This is a genomic window from Marihabitans asiaticum (assembly GCF_007828725.1).
GTDB lineage: Bacteria > Actinomycetota > Actinomycetes > Actinomycetales > Dermatophilaceae > Marihabitans > Marihabitans asiaticum.
The window spans coordinates 521274-538817 of record NZ_VIUW01000003.1; the positions used below are offsets into that span (position 1 = coordinate 521274).

General features: G+C 72.3%; 13 protein-coding genes. All 13 read left to right on the top strand.

Going from position 1 to position 17544, the window contains the following annotated elements:
- Positions 1-17: 17 nt before the first annotated feature.
- The 13 genes from FB557_RS10600 to FB557_RS10660 all read left to right on the top strand — a co-directional run bounded on the left by FB557_RS10600 (position 18) and on the right by FB557_RS10660 (position 17540).
- On the top strand, positions 18-1907 hold the full coding sequence (locus FB557_RS10600) for an ABC transporter ATP-binding protein (RefSeq protein ID WP_246074704.1): 1890 nt from the start codon (positions 18-20) through the stop codon (positions 1905-1907).
- Positions 1904-3661, top strand: coding sequence for an ABC transporter ATP-binding protein (locus FB557_RS10605; RefSeq protein WP_144857559.1), 1758 nt, complete (start codon positions 1904-1906; stop codon positions 3659-3661). Before FB557_RS10600 ends, FB557_RS10605 begins: the two co-directional genes overlap by 4 nt.
- Before the next feature lie 105 nt (positions 3662-3766).
- A complete protein-coding gene (hisI, locus tag FB557_RS10610; RefSeq protein ID WP_144857560.1) occupies positions 3767-4138 on the top strand; it encodes a phosphoribosyl-AMP cyclohydrolase in 372 nt (123 codons plus the stop codon).
- The gene (locus tag FB557_RS10615; protein WP_144857561.1) at positions 4135-5685 is read left to right on the top strand and encodes an anthranilate synthase component I; all 1551 of its coding nucleotides are present in this window, start codon (positions 4135-4137) and stop codon (positions 5683-5685) included. Before hisI ends, FB557_RS10615 begins: the two co-directional genes overlap by 4 nt.
- A complete protein-coding gene (locus FB557_RS10620) occupies positions 5682-6257 on the top strand; it encodes a Trp biosynthesis-associated membrane protein (RefSeq protein ID WP_170236265.1) in 576 nt (191 codons plus the stop codon). The genes FB557_RS10615 and FB557_RS10620 overlap by 4 nt, the downstream gene beginning before the upstream one ends.
- 9 nt (positions 6258-6266) lie before the next feature.
- A complete protein-coding gene (gene trpC / locus FB557_RS10625) occupies positions 6267-7049 on the top strand; it encodes an indole-3-glycerol phosphate synthase TrpC (RefSeq protein ID WP_144857563.1) in 783 nt (260 codons plus the stop codon).
- Complete coding sequence (trpB, locus tag FB557_RS10630) at positions 7046-8329, top strand: tryptophan synthase subunit beta (protein ID WP_144857564.1); 1284 nt, start codon at positions 7046-7048, stop codon at positions 8327-8329. The genes trpC and trpB overlap by 4 nt, the downstream gene beginning before the upstream one ends.
- A complete protein-coding gene (trpA, locus tag FB557_RS10635; protein WP_144857565.1) occupies positions 8326-9216 on the top strand; it encodes a tryptophan synthase subunit alpha in 891 nt (296 codons plus the stop codon). Before trpB ends, trpA begins: the two co-directional genes overlap by 4 nt.
- Complete coding sequence (locus tag FB557_RS10640) at positions 9213-9683, top strand: MauE/DoxX family redox-associated membrane protein (protein ID WP_144857566.1); 471 nt, start codon at positions 9213-9215, stop codon at positions 9681-9683. The genes trpA and FB557_RS10640 overlap by 4 nt, the downstream gene beginning before the upstream one ends.
- 43 nt (positions 9684-9726) lie before the next feature.
- On the top strand, positions 9727-10506 hold the full coding sequence (locus tag FB557_RS10645) for a DsbA family protein (protein WP_144857567.1): 780 nt from the start codon (positions 9727-9729) through the stop codon (positions 10504-10506).
- Positions 10503-11417 (top strand): prolipoprotein diacylglyceryl transferase, encoded by a 915-nt coding sequence (lgt, locus tag FB557_RS10650; RefSeq protein ID WP_144857568.1) that lies wholly within the window; start codon positions 10503-10505, stop codon positions 11415-11417. Before FB557_RS10645 ends, lgt begins: the two co-directional genes overlap by 4 nt.
- A 119-nt stretch (positions 11418-11536) precedes the next feature.
- Positions 11537-16090 carry a glutamate synthase large subunit gene (gene gltB, locus FB557_RS10655; protein WP_144857569.1) on the top strand — a complete coding sequence of 1518 codons (4554 nt, stop codon included), beginning with the start codon at positions 11537-11539 and terminating at the stop codon, positions 16088-16090.
- Complete coding sequence (locus tag FB557_RS10660; protein WP_144857570.1) at positions 16083-17540, top strand: glutamate synthase subunit beta; 1458 nt, start codon at positions 16083-16085, stop codon at positions 17538-17540. The genes gltB and FB557_RS10660 overlap by 8 nt, the downstream gene beginning before the upstream one ends.
- Positions 17541-17544 lie beyond the last annotated feature (4 nt).

Sequence of the window (17544 nt, forward strand, 5' to 3'; positions counted from 1 at the left end):
CCTGGCAGGGTATCGCTGTGCCGACCGTCGGACCCGACCTGACGCCGCCCGGTGCGGGAGCCTCGGTCGCGCGGCGCGCCGCGCGGGTGATCTGGCGGGGCGTGCGCATCTCCCCACGTACCTTCGCCGTGGCCGTCGTCGGCTCGGCCGTCTTCGGGGTGATGACCGTGGCGATGGCCCGGGTCGTCGGCTGGGTGACCGAGGAGCAGATCACCCCTGCCGTCTCGTCCGGGCAGGTGAGCGGGCGCGATATCGGCGTCATCGTCGTGGCCGTCGTCCTCGTCGTCCTCGGCACGACGATCGGGGTCCTGCTCCGCCGCATCGGCGGTGCCATGACGATGTTCGCCGCCGCGGCGCACGACCGCCGTCTCGTCACCCGCCAGTACCTGCGCCTCCCGCTGTCCTGGCACCACCGCCATCCGTCGGGCCAGCTGCTGTCCAACGCGAACGCCGACGTCGAGGCCACCTGGATGGTCTTCATGCCGCTGCCGATGGCGCTCGGGGTCCTGGTGATGCTCCTCGTCGGCCTTCTCGAGATGACCCTCGTCGACCCGGTCATGGCGCTGGTGGGGCTGGTGGTCTTCCCACTGCTCATGGTCGTCAACGCCGTGTACCAGCGAGCGATGACACCCTTGGCGACCCGCGCGCAGGCGATGCGCGCGGAGGTGAGCGAGGTGGCTCACGAGTCGCTCGAGGCGGCGCTCCTCGTCAAGGCCGTGGGCGCCGAGCAGCGCGAGACCGAGCGGTTCGCCGAGGCCACGGACCGCCTGCGGCGCGCCAACGTCGCCGTGGGGCGGGCACGAGCGACCTTCGACCCGCTGGTCGAGGCGATCCCCCAGGTGGGCACCCTCGTCGTTCTGGCCGTCGGCACCTGGCGCGCCTCGTCGGGATCGATGACGGCGGCCGAGGTCGTCCAGGTCGCCTACCTCTTCGCGCTCCTCGCCTTCCCCGTGCGGGCGTTCGGGTGGGTGCTCGGCGAGCTACCGCGCACCCTTGCGTCGTGGGAGCGGGTCAGCGCGGTCCTGCAGGCCGAGGTCCCACCCGAGGGCGGCTCGCAGCAGCTCCGCGGCACCGGCCCGCTCGCGGTCGAGCTGGCCGGGGTCTCCTACCGCTACCTGCCGGGCAGCCATGCCGACCTGGCCGAGCGCGCCGCGGCGGACACCGTCGATCACCCTCCCTCCGCGGACCGGCCCAGAGCGCTGGACGGCGTCGACCTCAAGGTCGAGCCGGGTCGCACCCTGGCCGTCGTCGGGGCGACCGGCGCCGGCAAGTCCACCCTCGCCGCGCTCCTCGTCCGGCTGCTCCGACCGGAGGAGGGCTCGGTGCAGCTCGACGGCATCGACGTCGGCGACCTCGCGCCCGGGGAGGTGAGCAGATCGGCGGTGCTCGTGCCGCAGAGCACCTTCCTCTTCGACGACTCGGTGCGCGCCAACATCACCCTCGGGGAGGCCTACTCCGACGCCGAGGTGCGCTCGGCGCTGCAGACCGCGCGAGCGGACGGCTTCGTCGCCGCGCTGCCCCAGGGGTGGGACACGCGGGTCGGGGAGCGTGGAACGTCGCTCTCCGGGGGGCAGCGGCAGCGGATCGCGCTGGCACGGGCCCTCGTGCGCCGGCCCCGCCTGCTGGTCCTCGACGACGCCACCTCGGCGGTCGACCCCTCCGTCGAGCTGGAGATCCTGGCGGGCCTGGCTGCTCGCGGCGGCGGGACCGTCGTCCTCATCGCCTACCGTCTCTCCACCATCGCTCTCGCCGACGAGGTGGTTCATCTCGACCAGGGCAGGGTGGTCGACCGTGGGACGCACCTCGAGCTGCTCGAGCGCGACCCCACCTACGCCGAGCTGGTCACCGCCTACGCCCGACGGGACGCCGACACCTCCGACGATCGGCTGGACGGCGCGGCGCGATGAGTCACTCGACCACCCCGTCCGCCCCGGACCTGAGCACGTCGACCAGCTCGGTGCGCGAGACCGTCCGCCGCGGCTTGGCGCTCTCGCCCGAGCTCACCCAGGGTCTCGCTGTCACCGTCGCGCTGGCGGCGCTGATGACCCTCGGCCGGGTCGTGGTGCCGGTGGCGGTCCAGCAGACCGTCGACCGCGGGCTCGGTGAGGCTGGAGGTGTCGACGCCGGCGCGGTGGCCCTCACCCTCGTCGGGTGCGCCACCGCCGTCGTCGTCACCGCATGGGCGGCGCGGCTGGTGAACATCCGGCTCTTCCGGGCGTCCGAGGCCGGCCTGGCCACCTTGAGGACCACCGCCTTCCGACACATGCACGACCTCTCGGTGCTCACCCAGACCTCTCAGCGCCGCGGCAGCATGGTCGCCCGGGTCACCTCCGACGTGGACACCATCAGCCAGTTCGCCCAGTTCGGCGGCATCACCCTCGTCGTGAGCCTGGGGCAGATCGTCGTCTCGGCGCTGCTCATGGCCTTCTACAGCCCGATGCTGCTGCTCGTCGTCCTCGCCACCTTCGTGCCGCTGACGATGGCGGTGAGCCGGCTCCAGCCCATGCTGGGACGGGCCTACCTCGCGGTGCGGGAGCGGGTCGCGGACATGCTCGCGGCGATCTCGGAGGCCATCGGTGGGGCCGAGACCATCCGCGCCCATCACGTCCAGGGCCGCACCGCCGCGCGGATCGACCATGCGGTCGAGGAGCACCGTCGCGCGGGGGTACGAGCCCACGTCCGCAGCACCCTCGCGTTCAGCACCGGCCAGCTCTTCACCGGTCTGACCCTGGCGACCGTGCTCGCGGTGGGGACCTGGATGGCTGCCGGGGGGCGGATCACCCTCGGCCAGCTGCTCGCCTTCATCTTCCTCGTCACCCTCTTCACCCAGCCGGTACAGATCGCGACCGAGGTGCTCAACGAGCTGCAGAACGCCGTGGCCGGGTGGCGCCGCGTGCTCGATCTCGTGGACACGCCGGCCGATGTGGCCGACCCCGGTGACTCCGGGGTGGACCTGCCGCGCGGGCCGGTCACCCTCGACCTGCACGACGTCGACTTCGCCTACCCCGGGGGCGAGCCGGTGCTCCACGGGATCACCTGGCACGTCCCGGCCCGGGCCCGGGTCGCGATCGTCGGCGAGACCGGCTCGGGCAAGTCCACCCTGGCCAAGCTCGTCACCCGCCTCGTCGACCCGAGCGCAGGCACGGTCTGCCTCGACGGCGTCGACATCCGCGAGGTGCGCTTCGCCACCCTTCGCGACCGGGTGGCGTTCGTCCCGCAGGAGGGATTCCTCTTCGACGCCGACCTCGCGGTCAACGCCGCTGTCGGTGCGCCCGAGGCGACCGGGGCGAGCATCCTCGCCGCGATCGAGGACCTCGGGCTCACCGGGTGGGTGGACTCGTTGCCCGCAGGGCTCGCCACCCCGGTCGGGCCCGCAGGGTCGTCCCTCTCGGCCGGTGAGCGACAGCTCGTGGCCGTCATTCGTGCCTACCTCAGCGACCCCGATCTCCTCGTGCTCGACGAGGCGACCTCGGCGGTCGACCCGCGCACCGACGTGCGCATCCAGGTCGCCCTGGAGCGCCTCATGGCGGGGCGGACCTCGCTGACCATCGCGCACCGACTCTCCACCGCCGAGGCCGCAGACGAGGTCGTCGTCGTCGAGCAGGGCCGCATCGTCGAGCAGGGCCATCACCGCGATCTGGTCCGCGCCGGCGGGACCTAGGCGGGCCTGCACGCCTCGTGGACGGCCCAGAACGCGCGCTAGCCGCCTGCGCGGCGGTCGCGGGCCCCGACGCGAGCCGACAGCTCCCTCTGCGACGATGTGCCGGTGCCAGACCCCACCCCTTCGCCCCTCGAGCGCTCCCTGGCTGCCCGCCTGAAGCGAGACGAGCACGGCCTCGTCGCGGCGGTCGTCCAGCAGCACGACACCGGGGAGGTGCTCATGCTCGGCTGGATGGACGACGAGGCGCTGCACCGCACCCTGACGACCGGACGAGTCACCTACTGGTCGCGCAGCCGCGGCGAGTACTGGCGCAAGGGAGACACCTCCGGGCATGTCCAGCACGTCCGGTCGGTCGCCCTCGACTGCGACGGTGACGCCCTGCTCGTCCGGGTCGATCAGGTAGGCGCCGCGTGCCACACCGGGTCGCGCACCTGCTTCGCCGACGACCTCGGCGCGCTCGCGGGGGACGGCTCGTGACCGGCGTGCCCGAGCTCGGCTACGGCGGCACCTGGCCGGACGCCGACGCCTTCGCCGTGCTCGCCCGGGACCGCCGGGTCATCCCCGTCGTGCGCCGGCTCATGGCCGACGGCGAGACCCCCGTCTCGGTCTACCGCAAGCTGGCGAAGGGGGAGCCGGGCACCTTCCTCCTCGAGTCGGCCGAGCAGGGGGTGTGGTCGCGCTGGTCGATCATCGGGGCCGCGAGCCGGGCCACCCTCACCGAGAAGGACGGTCGCGCGGTCTGGATCGGCGAGCCACCTGTCGGGGTCCCGACCGAGGGGGCGCCGACGGAGGTGCTCCGGGCGACCCTCGAGGTGCTGGCCACCGAGCCCGTCGAGGGGCTGCCCCCGCTGACCTCAGGGATGGTCGGCGCCGTGAGCTACGACGCGGTCCGCCGCTGGGAGCGGGTCCCCGCGGACCTCCCGGACACCCTCGGGCTGCCCGAGCTCGGGATGGTCCTCGCGACGGACGTCGCCGTGCTCGACCACCTCGACGGCTCGCTCCTCCTCGTCGCCAACGCGATCAACTACGACAACTCGCCCGAGCGGGCCGACGAGGCGTACGCCGACGCCGTGCGGCGGCTGGACGCGATGACCCAGGCGCTCGCCCTCCCTTCGCCGTCGTCGGTCGCCACCGTCGACGCCGACGCCGCCGCGCGGCTGCTGGCCGGGGTGAGCAGCGATGTCACCGCCGCGCGGTACGAGGAGATCGTCGAGGAGGCGAAGGAGGACATCCGCTCCGGGGAGGTCTTCCAGGTCGTCCTCTCCCAGCGCTTCTCCGTCTCGTGCACCGCCGACCCGCTCGACGTCTACCGCGCGCTGCGCGCCGCGAACCCCAGCCCGTACATGTACTACTTCCGGCTGCCGCGGCCCGACGGCTCGACCTACGACGTCGTGGGTGGCTCACCCGAGGCGCTGGTCACCGTCACCGGCCGGGAGGCGCTGACCCACCCCATCGCGGGGACGAGGCCGCGGGGCAAGGTCGCCGACGACGACGTGCGGCTCTCCGAGGAGCTGCTCGCCGACGCTAAGGAGCGCGCCGAGCACCTCATGCTCGTCGACCTCTCCCGCAACGACCTGCAGCGGGTGTGCGAGCCGGGGACCGTCGACTGCCTCGAGCTGATGACCGTGCGCCGCTACAGCCACGTCATGCACCTGGAGTCCACCGTCGTCGGGACGATGCGCGAGGAGGCCAGCGCCTACGACGTGCTCACCGCGACCTTCCCCGCGGGCACCCTGTCCGGGGCGCCCAAGCCGCGGGCCCTGGAGCTGATCGAGCACTACGAGCGCAGCCGCCGGGGCGTGTACGGCGGGGTGGTGGGCTACCTCGACTTCCACGGAGACATGGACATGGCGATCGCCATCCGTACCGCGGTGATCGTCGACGGGCAGGCCCACGTGCAGGCCGGAGCGGGCATCGTCGCCGACTCCGTCCCGCACCTCGAGCACGAGGAGTGCGTCAACAAGGCCGCGGCCACGCTGCGGGCCGTGGCGACGGCGTCCGCGATGCGGACGGTTGGCGGGTGAGCCGGCGCTCGGCCCTCGCCCGCAAGCCGGTCGTGCTGCTGCTGTGCGTCGCCGGCGCGATCATCGCGCTCGTCGCCTCGCGGAGCACCTGGGTGACGGGGACGGTGACCGCCGTGACCGGCGAGGTCCCCGCTGCGGCAACCGGGGCCGAAGCCGCACCGGGTCTGGTCGGGCTCGCCCTCGTCGGCCTGGCCGCCGGGGTCGCCGCCGTGACGAGCGGGCGAGCCGGCCGGCTCGTCTCGGCCGTCGCGCTGGTCCTGCTCTCCCTCGCCCTCGTCGGCCTGGCGCTGCGGGCCGGGCTCGCCCCCTTCGCCATCCTGTCCGCCTCCCACGCGGACGGACCGGAGCGGGTGGTCGACGCCTCGGCCACCCCCTGGCCGGTCCTCGGCGCCGCGGCTGCCGCCCCCTTCGTCCTGGCCGCTGCCGGTGTGCTGACCGGCGGACGACGCTGGTCCGCCCTCGGTGAGGATCCGGGTGGGTCCCGCGCGCAGACGGCACCGAACCGTCCGACCGGACCGGCGCGCTCCGCCTGGGACCGGGTGAGCGACGGGGACGACCCGACCGACGGCTAGCCTGGGGCCATGCCGACCGTCCTCACCGACATCATCGACGGCGTGCGCGAGGACCTCGCGAGCCGGCAGCAGAGCACCTCACTCGCTGACATCCAGCGTCGCGCCGAGGCGGCTCCCGCAGCCCTCGACGTCATGCCGCGGCTCACCGCGCCCGGCCTGTCCGTCATCGCCGAGGTGAAGCGCTCCAGCCCCAGCCGCGGCCCGCTCGCCGACATCCCGGACCCGGCCGCCCTCGCCGCCCAGTACGCCGCCGGCGGGGCCGCGGCGATCTCCGTGCTCACCGAGGAGCGCCGCTTCGGCGGCTCCCTGGCCGACCTGCAGGCCGTCCGGTCCGTCGTCGACGTGCCGATCCTGCGCAAGGACTTCCTCGTCACCCCCTACCAGGTGTGGGAGGCGCGGGCCTACGGCGCCGACCTCGTCCTGCTCATCGTCGCCGCGCTGGACGACGCCCGGCTCGGCGAGCTGCTCGCGCTCACCGGGCAGCTCGGGATGACCGCGCTCGTCGAGGTCCACGACGAGGCCGAGACCGAGCGTGCCGTCGCCGCGGGCGCCGAGGTGATCGGGGTCAACAACCGCGACCTGAAGACGCTCGAGGTGGACCTCGGGACCTTCGCGCGGGTGGCACCGCACATCCCGGAGCACTGCGTCACGGTGGCCGAGTCCGGCATCCGTGGGCCGGAGGCGGCGACGGACTTCGCCCGCGCCGGCGCCGACGCGGTCCTCGTCGGCGAGGCGCTGGTCACCGGGGGAGACCCGGCAGCGGCGGTCGCGAGCATGCGAGCCGGTCGATGAGCGCCGCGCCGCGGCCGGGCCGGTTCGGGGCCTTCGGCGGCAGGTACGTCCCGGAAGCGCTCATCCCCGCTCTGGAAGAGCTCGACGAGGCCCGGCAGAAGGCGATGCTCGACCCCGAGTTCACCGACGAGCTCGAGCGGCTGCACCGGACCTACACCGGTCGGCCGAGCATCATCACCGAGGTGCCGCGCTTCGCCGCCCACGCCGGCGGGGCGCGGGTCATCCTCAAGCGCGAGGACCTCAACCACACCGGCTCGCACAAGATCAACAACGTCCTCGCTCAGTGCCTCCTGACCCAGCGGATGGGCAAGCGCCGGGTCATCGCCGAGACCGGCGCCGGGCAGCACGGGGTCGCGACCGCGACGGCCGCCGCGCTCATGGGCCTGGAGTGCACCGTCTACATGGGCAAGGTGGACACCGAGCGGCAGGCGCTCAACGTCGCCCGCATGCGCATCCTCGGTGCCGAGGTCGTCGCCGTCGAGCACGGCAGCGCCACCCTCAAGGACGCGATCAACGAGGCCCTGCGCGACTGGGTGACCAACGTCGAGCGCACGCACTACGTGCTCGGCACGGTCACGGGTCCGCACCCGTTCCCGGAGATGGTGCGCGACTTCCACGCGATCATCGGCGAGGAGGCCCGCCAGCAGGTCCTCGACCTCACCGGCCGCCTCCCCGACGCCGTCGTCGCGTGCGTCGGCGGCGGGTCCAACGCGATGGGGATCTTCCACCGCTTCGTCGACGACGCCGCGGTGCGCCTCGTCGGCGTCGAAGCCGGGGGAGAGGGCATCGAGGGTGGTCGCCACGCGGCCCGCTTCGCCTCCGCCGAGCCCGGCGTCCTGCACGGCGCGATGAGCTACCTCATGCAGGACGGGGAGGGCCAGACCCTCGAGACCCACTCGGTCTCGGCGGGCCTGGACTACCCCAGCGTCGGGCCGGAGCACGCGCACCTGCGCGACACCGGGCGGGCGCAGTACCGGTATGCCACCGACGAGGAGGCGATGGAGGCCTTCCGCCTGCTCTGCCGCACCGAGGGCATCATCCCCGCCCTGGAGTCGGCCCACGCCCTCGCCGGGGCCCTCGAGATCGGGCGTGAGCTCGGCCCGGACGGGCTCGTCCTGGTCAACCTCTCCGGCCGGGGGGACAAGGACATGCACACCGCGGCCCGTTGGTTCGGTCTCGTCGAGGACGAAGGGGGCAGCGCCCCGGCCCCCGGGGCGGTCGTCACCGGGGGAGCCGAGGATGTCGGCGCGGCGAGCGTCGCGGACGGGGTCCAGGCATGACCGCCGTACCGGCCGACGCGACCGGCGCGACCGGCGCGACCGGCGCGACCGACCGGGGCGTCGGCGAGGTGCTCGCGGCCTGCCGCCGCGAGGGGCGCGCCGCGCTCGTCGGGTACCTGTCCGTCGGCTACCCCGACGTCGCGACCTCGATCCGCGCGATGGAGACGATGTGCGCCGCCGGCGTCGACGTCGTCGAGGTGGGGATGCCCTACTCCGACCCGCTCATGGACGGCCCGGTCATCCAGCGAGCTGCTGCGGAAGCCCTGGCGAACGGGGTCGGCGTGGACCACGTCTTCGCGGCGACCGAGGCCGTCCGGGCGGCTGGGGTCCCCCCGCTCGTCATGAGCTACTGGAACCTCGTGCTGCGTCGCGGCGTGCCGACCTACGCCGCCGACCTGGCCGCTGCGGGCGGCGCCGGCCTGATCACCCCCGACCTCGTGCCCGACGAGGCGCAGGAGTGGATCGCAGCCTCCGACGAGCACGGCCTGGACCGAGTCTTCCTCGTCGCGCCGAGCTCGACGCCGGAGCGGATCTCCCGCGTGACCGAGGCGACGCGCGGCTTCGTCTATGCCGCGTCGACGATGGGCGTCACCGGGGCGAGGGCCACGGTCGGCGGCACGGCCGAGGACCTCGTGCGACGCACCCGGGAGCACACCTCGACCCCGGTCTGCGTCGGCCTGGGGGTCTCGACCGGGGAGCAGGCGGCTCAGATCGCCTCCTTCGCCGACGGCGTGATCGTGGGGTCGGCGCTCGTCTCCTGCCTCATGGACGTCGAGGTCGAGCAGGGGTTGGAGCGGCTCGACGCCCTGACCCGCGAGCTCGCCGCCGGGGTCCGCGCCGGGGTCCGCGCCGGGGTCAGCGCCTCGGGTGCGGAGGCGGACCGGTGAGGGCATCGTCTCGTGTCCTCGACGCCGTGGGCCTGCTCGCCCGGCTGATTCTTGGGGGAGCGCTGCTCCTCGCCGGAGGGCTCAAGGTCGGTAACCCCGTGGCGAGCGCACGCGCCGTCCAGGCCTACGACGTCCTCCCCTTCGAGCTGGCCCGCTACGTCGGCTACGGCCTCCCGTACGCGGAGGTGGTCCTCGGCGCTCTGCTCGTGCTCGGGCTCTTCACCCGAGTGAGCGCCGCCATCGGGGCGCTGCTCATGGTCGTCTTCGTCGTCGGGATCGCCCAGGCGTGGGCTCGCGGGCTGACCATCGACTGCGGGTGCTTCGGTGGCGGGGGGCAGGTCGCGGAGAACGAGACGAAGTACGGGCGCGAGATCGTTCGCGACATCGGCTTCGCGCTGTGCGGGGCCTGGCTTCTCTGGCGTCCGCAGAGCATGCTCAGCCTCGACCGGTATCTTCTCGGTCGCTGACCCGACCAGCCCGCCCTTCCATGTCCCCTGACCAGGAGAACCGATGAGTACCGACCGCAAGGCAAAGATCGACGCCGCGAAGAAGAAGAGCGGCGGGACCGGTGCCAACGCCATCGTCGTCGGCGGCATCGTGGCGATCGTCGCCGTGATCCTCGTCGTCGCGGGCGTCATCTGGTCGGCGCAGCAGGACAAGGGCGGCGACGGCTCGGCGCCCGCCAGCACCGAGATGGGCCAGCCCTTCAACCCCTACCCGGATGCCGAGCTCGTGGAGGGTGCGCCGACCGTCCACGTCTACGAGGACTTCCGCTGCCCGGCATGCAAGATCTTCGAGGACGCCTTCGGGCAGTCGATCACCGAGCTCGCCCAGGACGGCAAGATCGCCCTGCAGGTGCACCTCAAGACCGTCATCGACACCAACTTCAACCAGGACAACTCCGCGATCGCGGCGAGCAACGCGCTCTGCGCCGCCGACCAGGGCGTCTGGACCGAGTACCACAAGGCGCTCTTCGACAACCAGCCGCAGGAGCCGAACGAGTTCAGCCAGGAGCAGTTCGAGCAGCTCGCCGAGCAGGCCGGGCTCTCCGGCGAGAAGCTCGACGCCTGGACCGAGTGCGCGCAGAACGAGACCTACGTCGACTACGTCAAGAGTGTCGACGACCAGTCGGTCAAGGACGGCGTCACCGGCACCCCGTCGCTCTCGGTCGGTGACACCAAGGTCAACTGGGGCTCCTTCGCCACCGAGGACGGCCAGCCGGACATCGACGCCTTCGAGGAGGTCCTCACCTCCGGTGAGGTGCCGCAGGACCGGGTCGCCCAGCAGTGAGCCTCGGGCTCGCGCCGGCCACCCTGCCCAGCCCCGAGGTCGCCGCGCTCTCGCTCGGGCCGATCACCCTGCACGCGTACGCGCTGTGCATCCTCGCGGGCATCATGGCCGCGGTCTGGATCACCCAGCGCCGCCTCAGCGCCCGCGGCGGGCAGGACGGCGTCGTGGTGGACATCGCGCTGTGGGCGGTGCCGGCGGGGATCATCGGCGCCCGGATCTACCACGTCATCACCACCCCTGACCCGTACTTCGGCCCGCAGGGCGAGCTCGTCGACGCGCTGAAGATCTGGAACGGCGGCCTGGGCATCTGGGGCGCGGTCGCCGGGGGTGCGATCGGCGCGTGGATCGCCTGCCGGCGCTACGACGTGCCGTTCCTCACCCTCGGCACGGCCATCGCGCCGGCCCTGCCGGTTGCGCAAGCGGTGGGTCGCTGGGGCAACTGGTTCAACAACGAGCTCTACGGGGGCCCCACCGACCTCCCCTGGGCGTTGGAGATCCACCGCTGGGACGCCGGCGCGGGCCGGGCGGTCACCGACGCCTCCGGGCAGGCCGAGGTGCTCGGCACCTTCCACCCGGTCTTCCTCTACGAGTCCCTGTTCTGCCTGGTCCTCGCCGTCCTGCTCCTCCTGCTCGAGCGGCGCCTGCCGGACCTCGCCCCGGGCCAGCTCTTCGGCGCCTACGTCGCCGGCTATCCCGTGGGCCGGGTCTTCCTTGAGCTGATGCGCACCGACGAGGCCGAGGTGGTGCTCGGTCAGCGGCTGAACGTCTGGACCTCCCTCGTGGTCATGGGGCTCGGGGTGCTCATCTGGGTGGCGTGTGGGCGCCGACGAGCGTCGTCGACGAAGGACGCGGCCGATGAGGGCGGAGACTCAGGCCGTCTCACGATGAGAGACCAGAGGGTCACTAGGTAAGACGGCCCCCTGATATCCTCCGCTCCAGTGGCCGGTGCCGTCCACACCCGTGCAAGCCGACCTCGCCCCCCTGCGGCGAGGTCGGGGTGTCCCCACAAGTGAGAGGACGGTGATCGCCGGTGGCGACCTCGCCTTACCGCCGCTACTCCGCCCAGCCGTACGACCAGGGTCTCTACCGCTCGGCCGCCGAGCACGACGCCTGCGGTGTGGCGATGTTGGCGACGATGCGTGGTCGTGCCGGGCGCGACATCGTCGACCAGGCGCTCCTCGCGCTGACCAACCTGGAGCACCGTGGTGCTACCGGTGCCGACCCGCTCGTGGGGGACGGCGCGGGCATCATCACCCAGGTGCCGGACCGCTTCCTGCGCGAGGTGGTCGACTTCGAGCTCCCGCGAGCGGGCGCCTACGCCGTGGGGACCGCGTACCTGCCGCTGGACGCCGGCGAGCGACGCGAGGTCATGGGCCGGGTCGAGGCCATCGTCGGCGAGGAGGGACTGGTCGTCCTCGGCTGGCGTGACGTCCCGGTCGAGCGGGAGCTCGTCGGTGAGATGGCACGGGACTGCATGCCCCACTTCGCCCAGCTCGTCGTCGCCGCCCCCGGAGGCGAGGTCTCGGGCATGACCCTCGAGCGGCTGGCCTTCTGCGTGCGCAAGCGGGCCGAGCGCGAGACCGACGTCTACTTCGCCTCCCTCTCCTGCCGGACCCTCGTCTACAAGGGCATGCTCACGACTGCTCAGCTCGAGCCCTTCTACCCCGACCTCTCCGACGAGCGCTTCGAGAGCGAGCTGGCGCTGGTCCACTCCCGCTTCTCCACGAACACCTTCCCGAGCTGGCCGCTGTCGCACCCCATGCGCTACATCGCCCACAACGGCGAGATCAACACCGTCAAGGGCAACCGCAACTGGATGCATGCCCGGGAGTCCCAGCTCGACTCCAGCCTCATCCCCGGCGACCTGAGCAGGCTCTACCCGATCTGCACCCCCGAGGCGTCGGACTCGGCGTCCTTCGACGAGGTCCTTGAGCTGCTGCACCTCGGGGGCCGCTCGCTCCCGCACGCGGTGCTCATGATGATCCCCGAGGCGTGGGAGAACCACGCCACGATGGACCCGGCCCGCAAGGCCTTCTACGAGTTCCACTCGATGTTCATGGAGCCCTGGGACGGCCCGGCGGCGGTGACCTTCACCGACGGCACCCTCGTCGGCGCGGTCCTCGACCGCAACGGGCTGCGCCCGGGCCGGTACTGGGTGACCGACGACGGCCTGGTGGTGCTGGCCTCGGAGTCCGGGGTGCTCGACATCGAGCCGGAGCGGGTCGTGCGCAAGGGGCGGCTCAACCCCGGACGGATGTTCCTCGTCGACACCGCGGCCGGTCGCATCGTCGAGGACGACGAGATCAAGTCCGAGCTGGCGGCGGAGCACCCCTACGGGGACTGGCTGCACGCCGGTCGGATCAACCTGGGCGACCTGCCTTCTCGCGAGCACGTGCTGCACACCCCTGCCTCGGTCATGCGGCGCCAGCAGACCTTCGGGTACACCGCCGAGGAGCTCTCGATCCTCCTCACGCCGATGGCGAAGCAGGGCGCGGAGGCGCTCGGCTCGATGGGCACCGACACGCCCATCGCCGTGCTCTCCCAGAAGCCGAGGCTGATCTTCGACTACTTCACCCAGCAGTTCGCCCAGGTGACCAACCCGCCGCTGGACGCGATCCGCGAGGAGCTCGTGACGGCGCTGGGGACGGCGATCGGGCCCGAGGGCAACGCCCTGGACGCCGAGCCGGCTCACGCCCGCCAGGTCATCCTGCCCTTCCCCGTCATCGACAACGACGAGCTGGCCAAGATCGTCCACATCAACGCCGACGGTGACCTGCCCGGCTACGCGACCCACGTGGTGCGCGGTCTCTACGACCACCTGCGCGGCGGCGAGGGCATGGCCGAGCGGATCCGGGAGATCTGCGAGGAGGTGTCGGCGGCGATCGACGAGGGAGCGCGGTTCATCGTGCTGTCCGACCGGGACTCCGGACGCGACCACGCGCCCATCCCTTCGCTCCTCCTCACCGCCGCGGTCCACCACCACCTCATCCGGGAGAAGACCCGCACCCAGGTCGGTCTGCTGGTCGAGGCCGGAGACGTCCGCGAGGTACACCACGTCGCGCTGCTCATCGGCTACGGGGCGGCCGCGGTCAACCCCTACCTCGCGATGGAGTCCGTCGAGGACATGGTCCGTCGCGAGGTGATCACCGGGGTGAGCGAGGAGGAGGCGGTCGCCAACCTGATCAGGGCGCTCGGCAAGGGCGTGCTCAAGGTGATGTCCAAGATGGGCATCTCCACCGTCGCGAGCTACCGGGGCGCCCAGGTCTTCGAGGCGATCGGGCTGTCGCAGGAGCTCGTCGACGAGTACTTCACCGGCACGGTGAGCCAGCTCGGCGGTGTCGGCCTCGACGTCATCGCGCAGGAAGCCGCCGCCCGCCACGCCTCGGCCTACCCCCAGGACGGGATGCGCCTGCCGCACCGCACCCTCCCGGCGGGCGGGGAGTACAAGTGGCGCCGTGAGGGGGAGCCGCACCTCTTCGACCCCGACACCGTCTTCCGGCTGCAGCACTCGACCCGTCAGCGCCGCTACGACATCTTCAAGCAGTACTCCCAGCGGGTCGACGACCAGTCGGAGCGGCTGATGACCCTGCGCGGGCTCTTCGAGCTCGGCGGGCAGACGCCACGCGAGCCGATCAGCATCGACGAGGTCGAGTCGGCCGAGGAGATCGTCAAGCGCTTCTCGACCGGCGCGATGAGCTACGGGTCGATCAGCCAGGAGGCCCACGAGACGCTCGCCGTCGCGATGAACCACCTCGGGGCGCGGAGCAACACCGGCGAGGGTGGTGAGGACCTCGAGCGGCTGATGGACCCGGAGCGGCGCAGCTCGATCAAGCAGATCGCCTCCGGCCGCTTCGGGGTCACCTCGACCTATCTCACCAACGCCGACGACCTGCAGATCAAGATGGCGCAGGGCGCCAAGCCGGGCGAAGGGGGACAGCTGCCTGGTCCCAAGGTCTACCCGTGGGTGGCCAAGACCCGGCACTCGACCCCGGGTGTGGGGCTGATCAGCCCGCCGCCGCACCACGACATCTACTCGATCGAGGATCTCGCCCAGCTGATCCACGACCTGAAGAACTCCAACCCCGACGCCCGCGTGCACGTCAAGCTCGTCTCCGAGGTCGGCGTGGGCACGGTCGCGGCCGGCGTGAGCAAGGCGCACGCCGACGTGGTGCTCATCTCCGGCCACGACGGCGGCACCGGCGCCTCCCCGCTCACCTCGCTCAAGCACGCGGGCGGGCCGTGGGAGCTGGGCCTGGCCGAGACCCAGCAGACCCTGGTGCTCAACGGCCTGCGCGACCGGATCGTCGTCCAGGTGGACGGTCAGATCAAGACCGGACGCGACGTCGTCATCGCCGCGCTGCTCGGCGCCGAGGAGTTCGGCTTCGCCACCGCCCCGCTCGTCGTGAGCGGTTGCATCATGATGCGGGTCTGCCACCTCGACACCTGCCCGGTGGGCATCGCGACGCAGAACCCCGAGCTGCGCAGCCGCTTCTCGGGCAAGCCGGAGTTCGTCGAGACCTTCTTCGAGTACATCGCCGAGGAGGTGCGCGAGCACCTCGCGGCTCTCGGGCTCCGCTCGATCGAGGAGGCCATCGGGCAGATCGACCTGCTCGACACCCGGCGCGCCGTCGCGCACTGGAAGGCCAGCGGTCTGGACCTCGCCCCGGTGCTGCAGCGGGTGGAGTCCTTCGACGGCTCGGGCATCCGGCACAGCAAGGCGCAGGACCACGGCCTGGAGCACGCGCTGGACCACGAGCTGATCCGGATCGCTCGACCCGCGCTTGAGGACGGCACCCAGGCCAGCGGCGAGGTCAGCATCCGCAACGTCAACCGCACGGTGGGGACGATGCTCGGGCACGAGGTGACCAAGCGTCACCCCGAGGGGCTGCCCGACGGGACGATCAGGATCACCGCCCGCGGGAGCGCCGGTCAGTCCTTCGGCGCCTTCGTGCCGCGCGGGATCTCCCTTCGCCTCATCGGTGACGCCAACGACTACGTCGGCAAGGGGCTCTCCGGCGGGCAGGTCGTCGTCGTCCCGGCCGAGGACTCGGCCCTCGTGGCCGAGGACAACGTCATCGCCGGCAACGTCATCGGGTACGGCGCGACCTCCGGCGAGATCTTCCTGCGCGGGATCGTCGGGGAGCGCTTCTGCGTGCGCAACTCCGGGGCCACCGCGGTGGTCGAAGGGGTGGGTGACCACGCCTGCGAGTACATGACCGGTGGCGAGGTGATGATCCTCGGCCCAACCGGGCGCAACGTCGCGGCCGGCATGTCCGGCGGCGTCGCCTACGTGCTCGACCTCGACGCCGACCTCGTCAACCCCGAGCTGGTCGACGTCTCGGCGCTGCGCGAGGGCGACCGCGAGCGGGCCCGGGAGCTGCTGCAGGCGCACCTGGAGGTCACCGGGTCGGCGGTCGCACGCCGGCTGCTCGACGCCGGTGACGACGGCCTGGCACGGCTCTCGCTCGTCCTTCCCCGCAACTACCAGAAGGTCCTCGACATCCGCGCCGAGGCCGAGACCGAGGGTCTCGACGTCGACGGCGCCGAGGTGTGGGACCGGATCATGGAGGCATCGCATGGCTGACCCGAAGGGCTTCCTCACCACCCGTGAGCGCGAGCTGCCCGCCCGCCGACCCGTCGATGTCCGGATCAAGGACTGGCAGGAGGTCTACGAGGAGCAGCAGCTCGGCCAGCTCCAGCGCCAGGCGGGCCGCTGCATGGACTGCGGCATCCCGTTCTGCCACTCCGGCTGCCCGCTCGGCAACCTCATCCCGGAGTGGAACACCCTGGCCTGGAAGGGGGAGTGGCACGACGCCATCGAGCGGCTGCACGCCACAAACAACTTCCCCGAGTTCACCGGTCGGCTGTGCCCGGCGCCCTGCGAGACCGCGTGCGTCCTCGGCATCAACCAGCCGGCGGTGACGATCAAGCAGGTCGAGCTCACGACGATCGAGGAGGCCTTCGGTCGCGGGGACGTCCCGCCGCAGATCCCGGACCGGCTCACCGGCAAGACGGTCGCCGTCGTCGGCTCGGGCCCGGCGGGGCTGGCGGTCGCCCAGCAGCTCACCCGGTCCGGGCACACCGTCGCCGTCTACGAGCGGGCGGACAAGCCCGGCGGCCTGATGCGCTACGGCATCCCGGAGTTCAAGATGGAGAAGCGCATCCTGGACCGGCGGATCACCCAGATGCGCTCGGAGGGCACCCGCTTCCGCTCCGGAGTCGACGTCGGCAGCGAGGTCACCGGCCAGCAGCTGCGCGACCGGTACGACGCGATCGTGCTCGCGGTCGGCGCCACCGTGCCACGCGATCTTCCGGTCCCCGGGCGTGAGCTCGCCGGTGTCGTGCAGGCCATGGACTTCCTGCCCGACGCCAACCGCGTGGCCCTGGGCGAGGAGGTCGAGGGTCAGGTCACGGCCGCAGGCAAGGATGTCGTCATCATCGGTGGTGGAGACACCGGCGCCGACTGCCTCGGCACCTCCATCCGCCAGGGCGCCCGGTCGGTCACCAGCCTGGAGATCATGCCCCAGCCGGGGGAGGAGCGGGCGGCGAACCAGCCCTGGCCCACCTACCCGATGCTCTACCGCGTCGCGTCGGCGCACGAGGAGGGCGGCGACCGGGTCTACGCGGTCTCGACCACCGAGATCGTCGGGGACGACGAGGGCAACGTCGCGGGTCTGCGCCTCACCGAGGTGAAGCGCACCGACGACGGCTTCGAGCCGGTCGAGGGCAGCGAGCGCGAGATCCCGGCCCAGCTCATCCTCCTCGCCATGGGGTTCCTCGGCCCGCAGGGCGAAGGGGTGGTCGAGCAGCTCGGCGTCGAGCTCGACGAGCGCTCGAACATCGTGCGGGACCGCCGGTACATGACGAGCGTGCCGGGCGTCTTCGTCGCCGGCGACGCCGGTCGCGGCCAGTCCCTCATCGTGTGGGCGATCGCCGAGGGGCGGGCGGCCGCGCACGGCGTCGACGAGTACCTCATGGGCGAGTCGAAGCTGCCGCGACCCGTGGAGCCGACCGATCGACCGCTGACCGTCTGAGGCA

Excerpts from the sequence above, each read along its gene's own strand:
- trpB (WP_144857564.1), top strand. The coding sequence starts at position 7,046 with ATGAGCGCCGCGCCGCGGCCGGGCCGGTTCGGGGCCTTCGGCGGCAGG.
- FB557_RS10605 (WP_144857559.1), top strand. The coding sequence starts at position 1,904 with ATGAGTCACTCGACCACCCCGTCCGCCCCGGACCTGAGCACGTCGACC.
- FB557_RS10660 (WP_144857570.1), top strand. The coding sequence starts at position 16,083 with ATGGCTGACCCGAAGGGCTTCCTCACCACCCGTGAGCGCGAGCTGCCC.
- FB557_RS10645 (WP_144857567.1), top strand. The coding sequence starts at position 9,727 with ATGAGTACCGACCGCAAGGCAAAGATCGACGCCGCGAAGAAGAAGAGC.
- trpA (WP_144857565.1), top strand. The coding sequence starts at position 8,326 with ATGACCGCCGTACCGGCCGACGCGACCGGCGCGACCGGCGCGACCGGC.
- trpC (WP_144857563.1), top strand. The coding sequence starts at position 6,267 with ATGCCGACCGTCCTCACCGACATCATCGACGGCGTGCGCGAGGACCTC.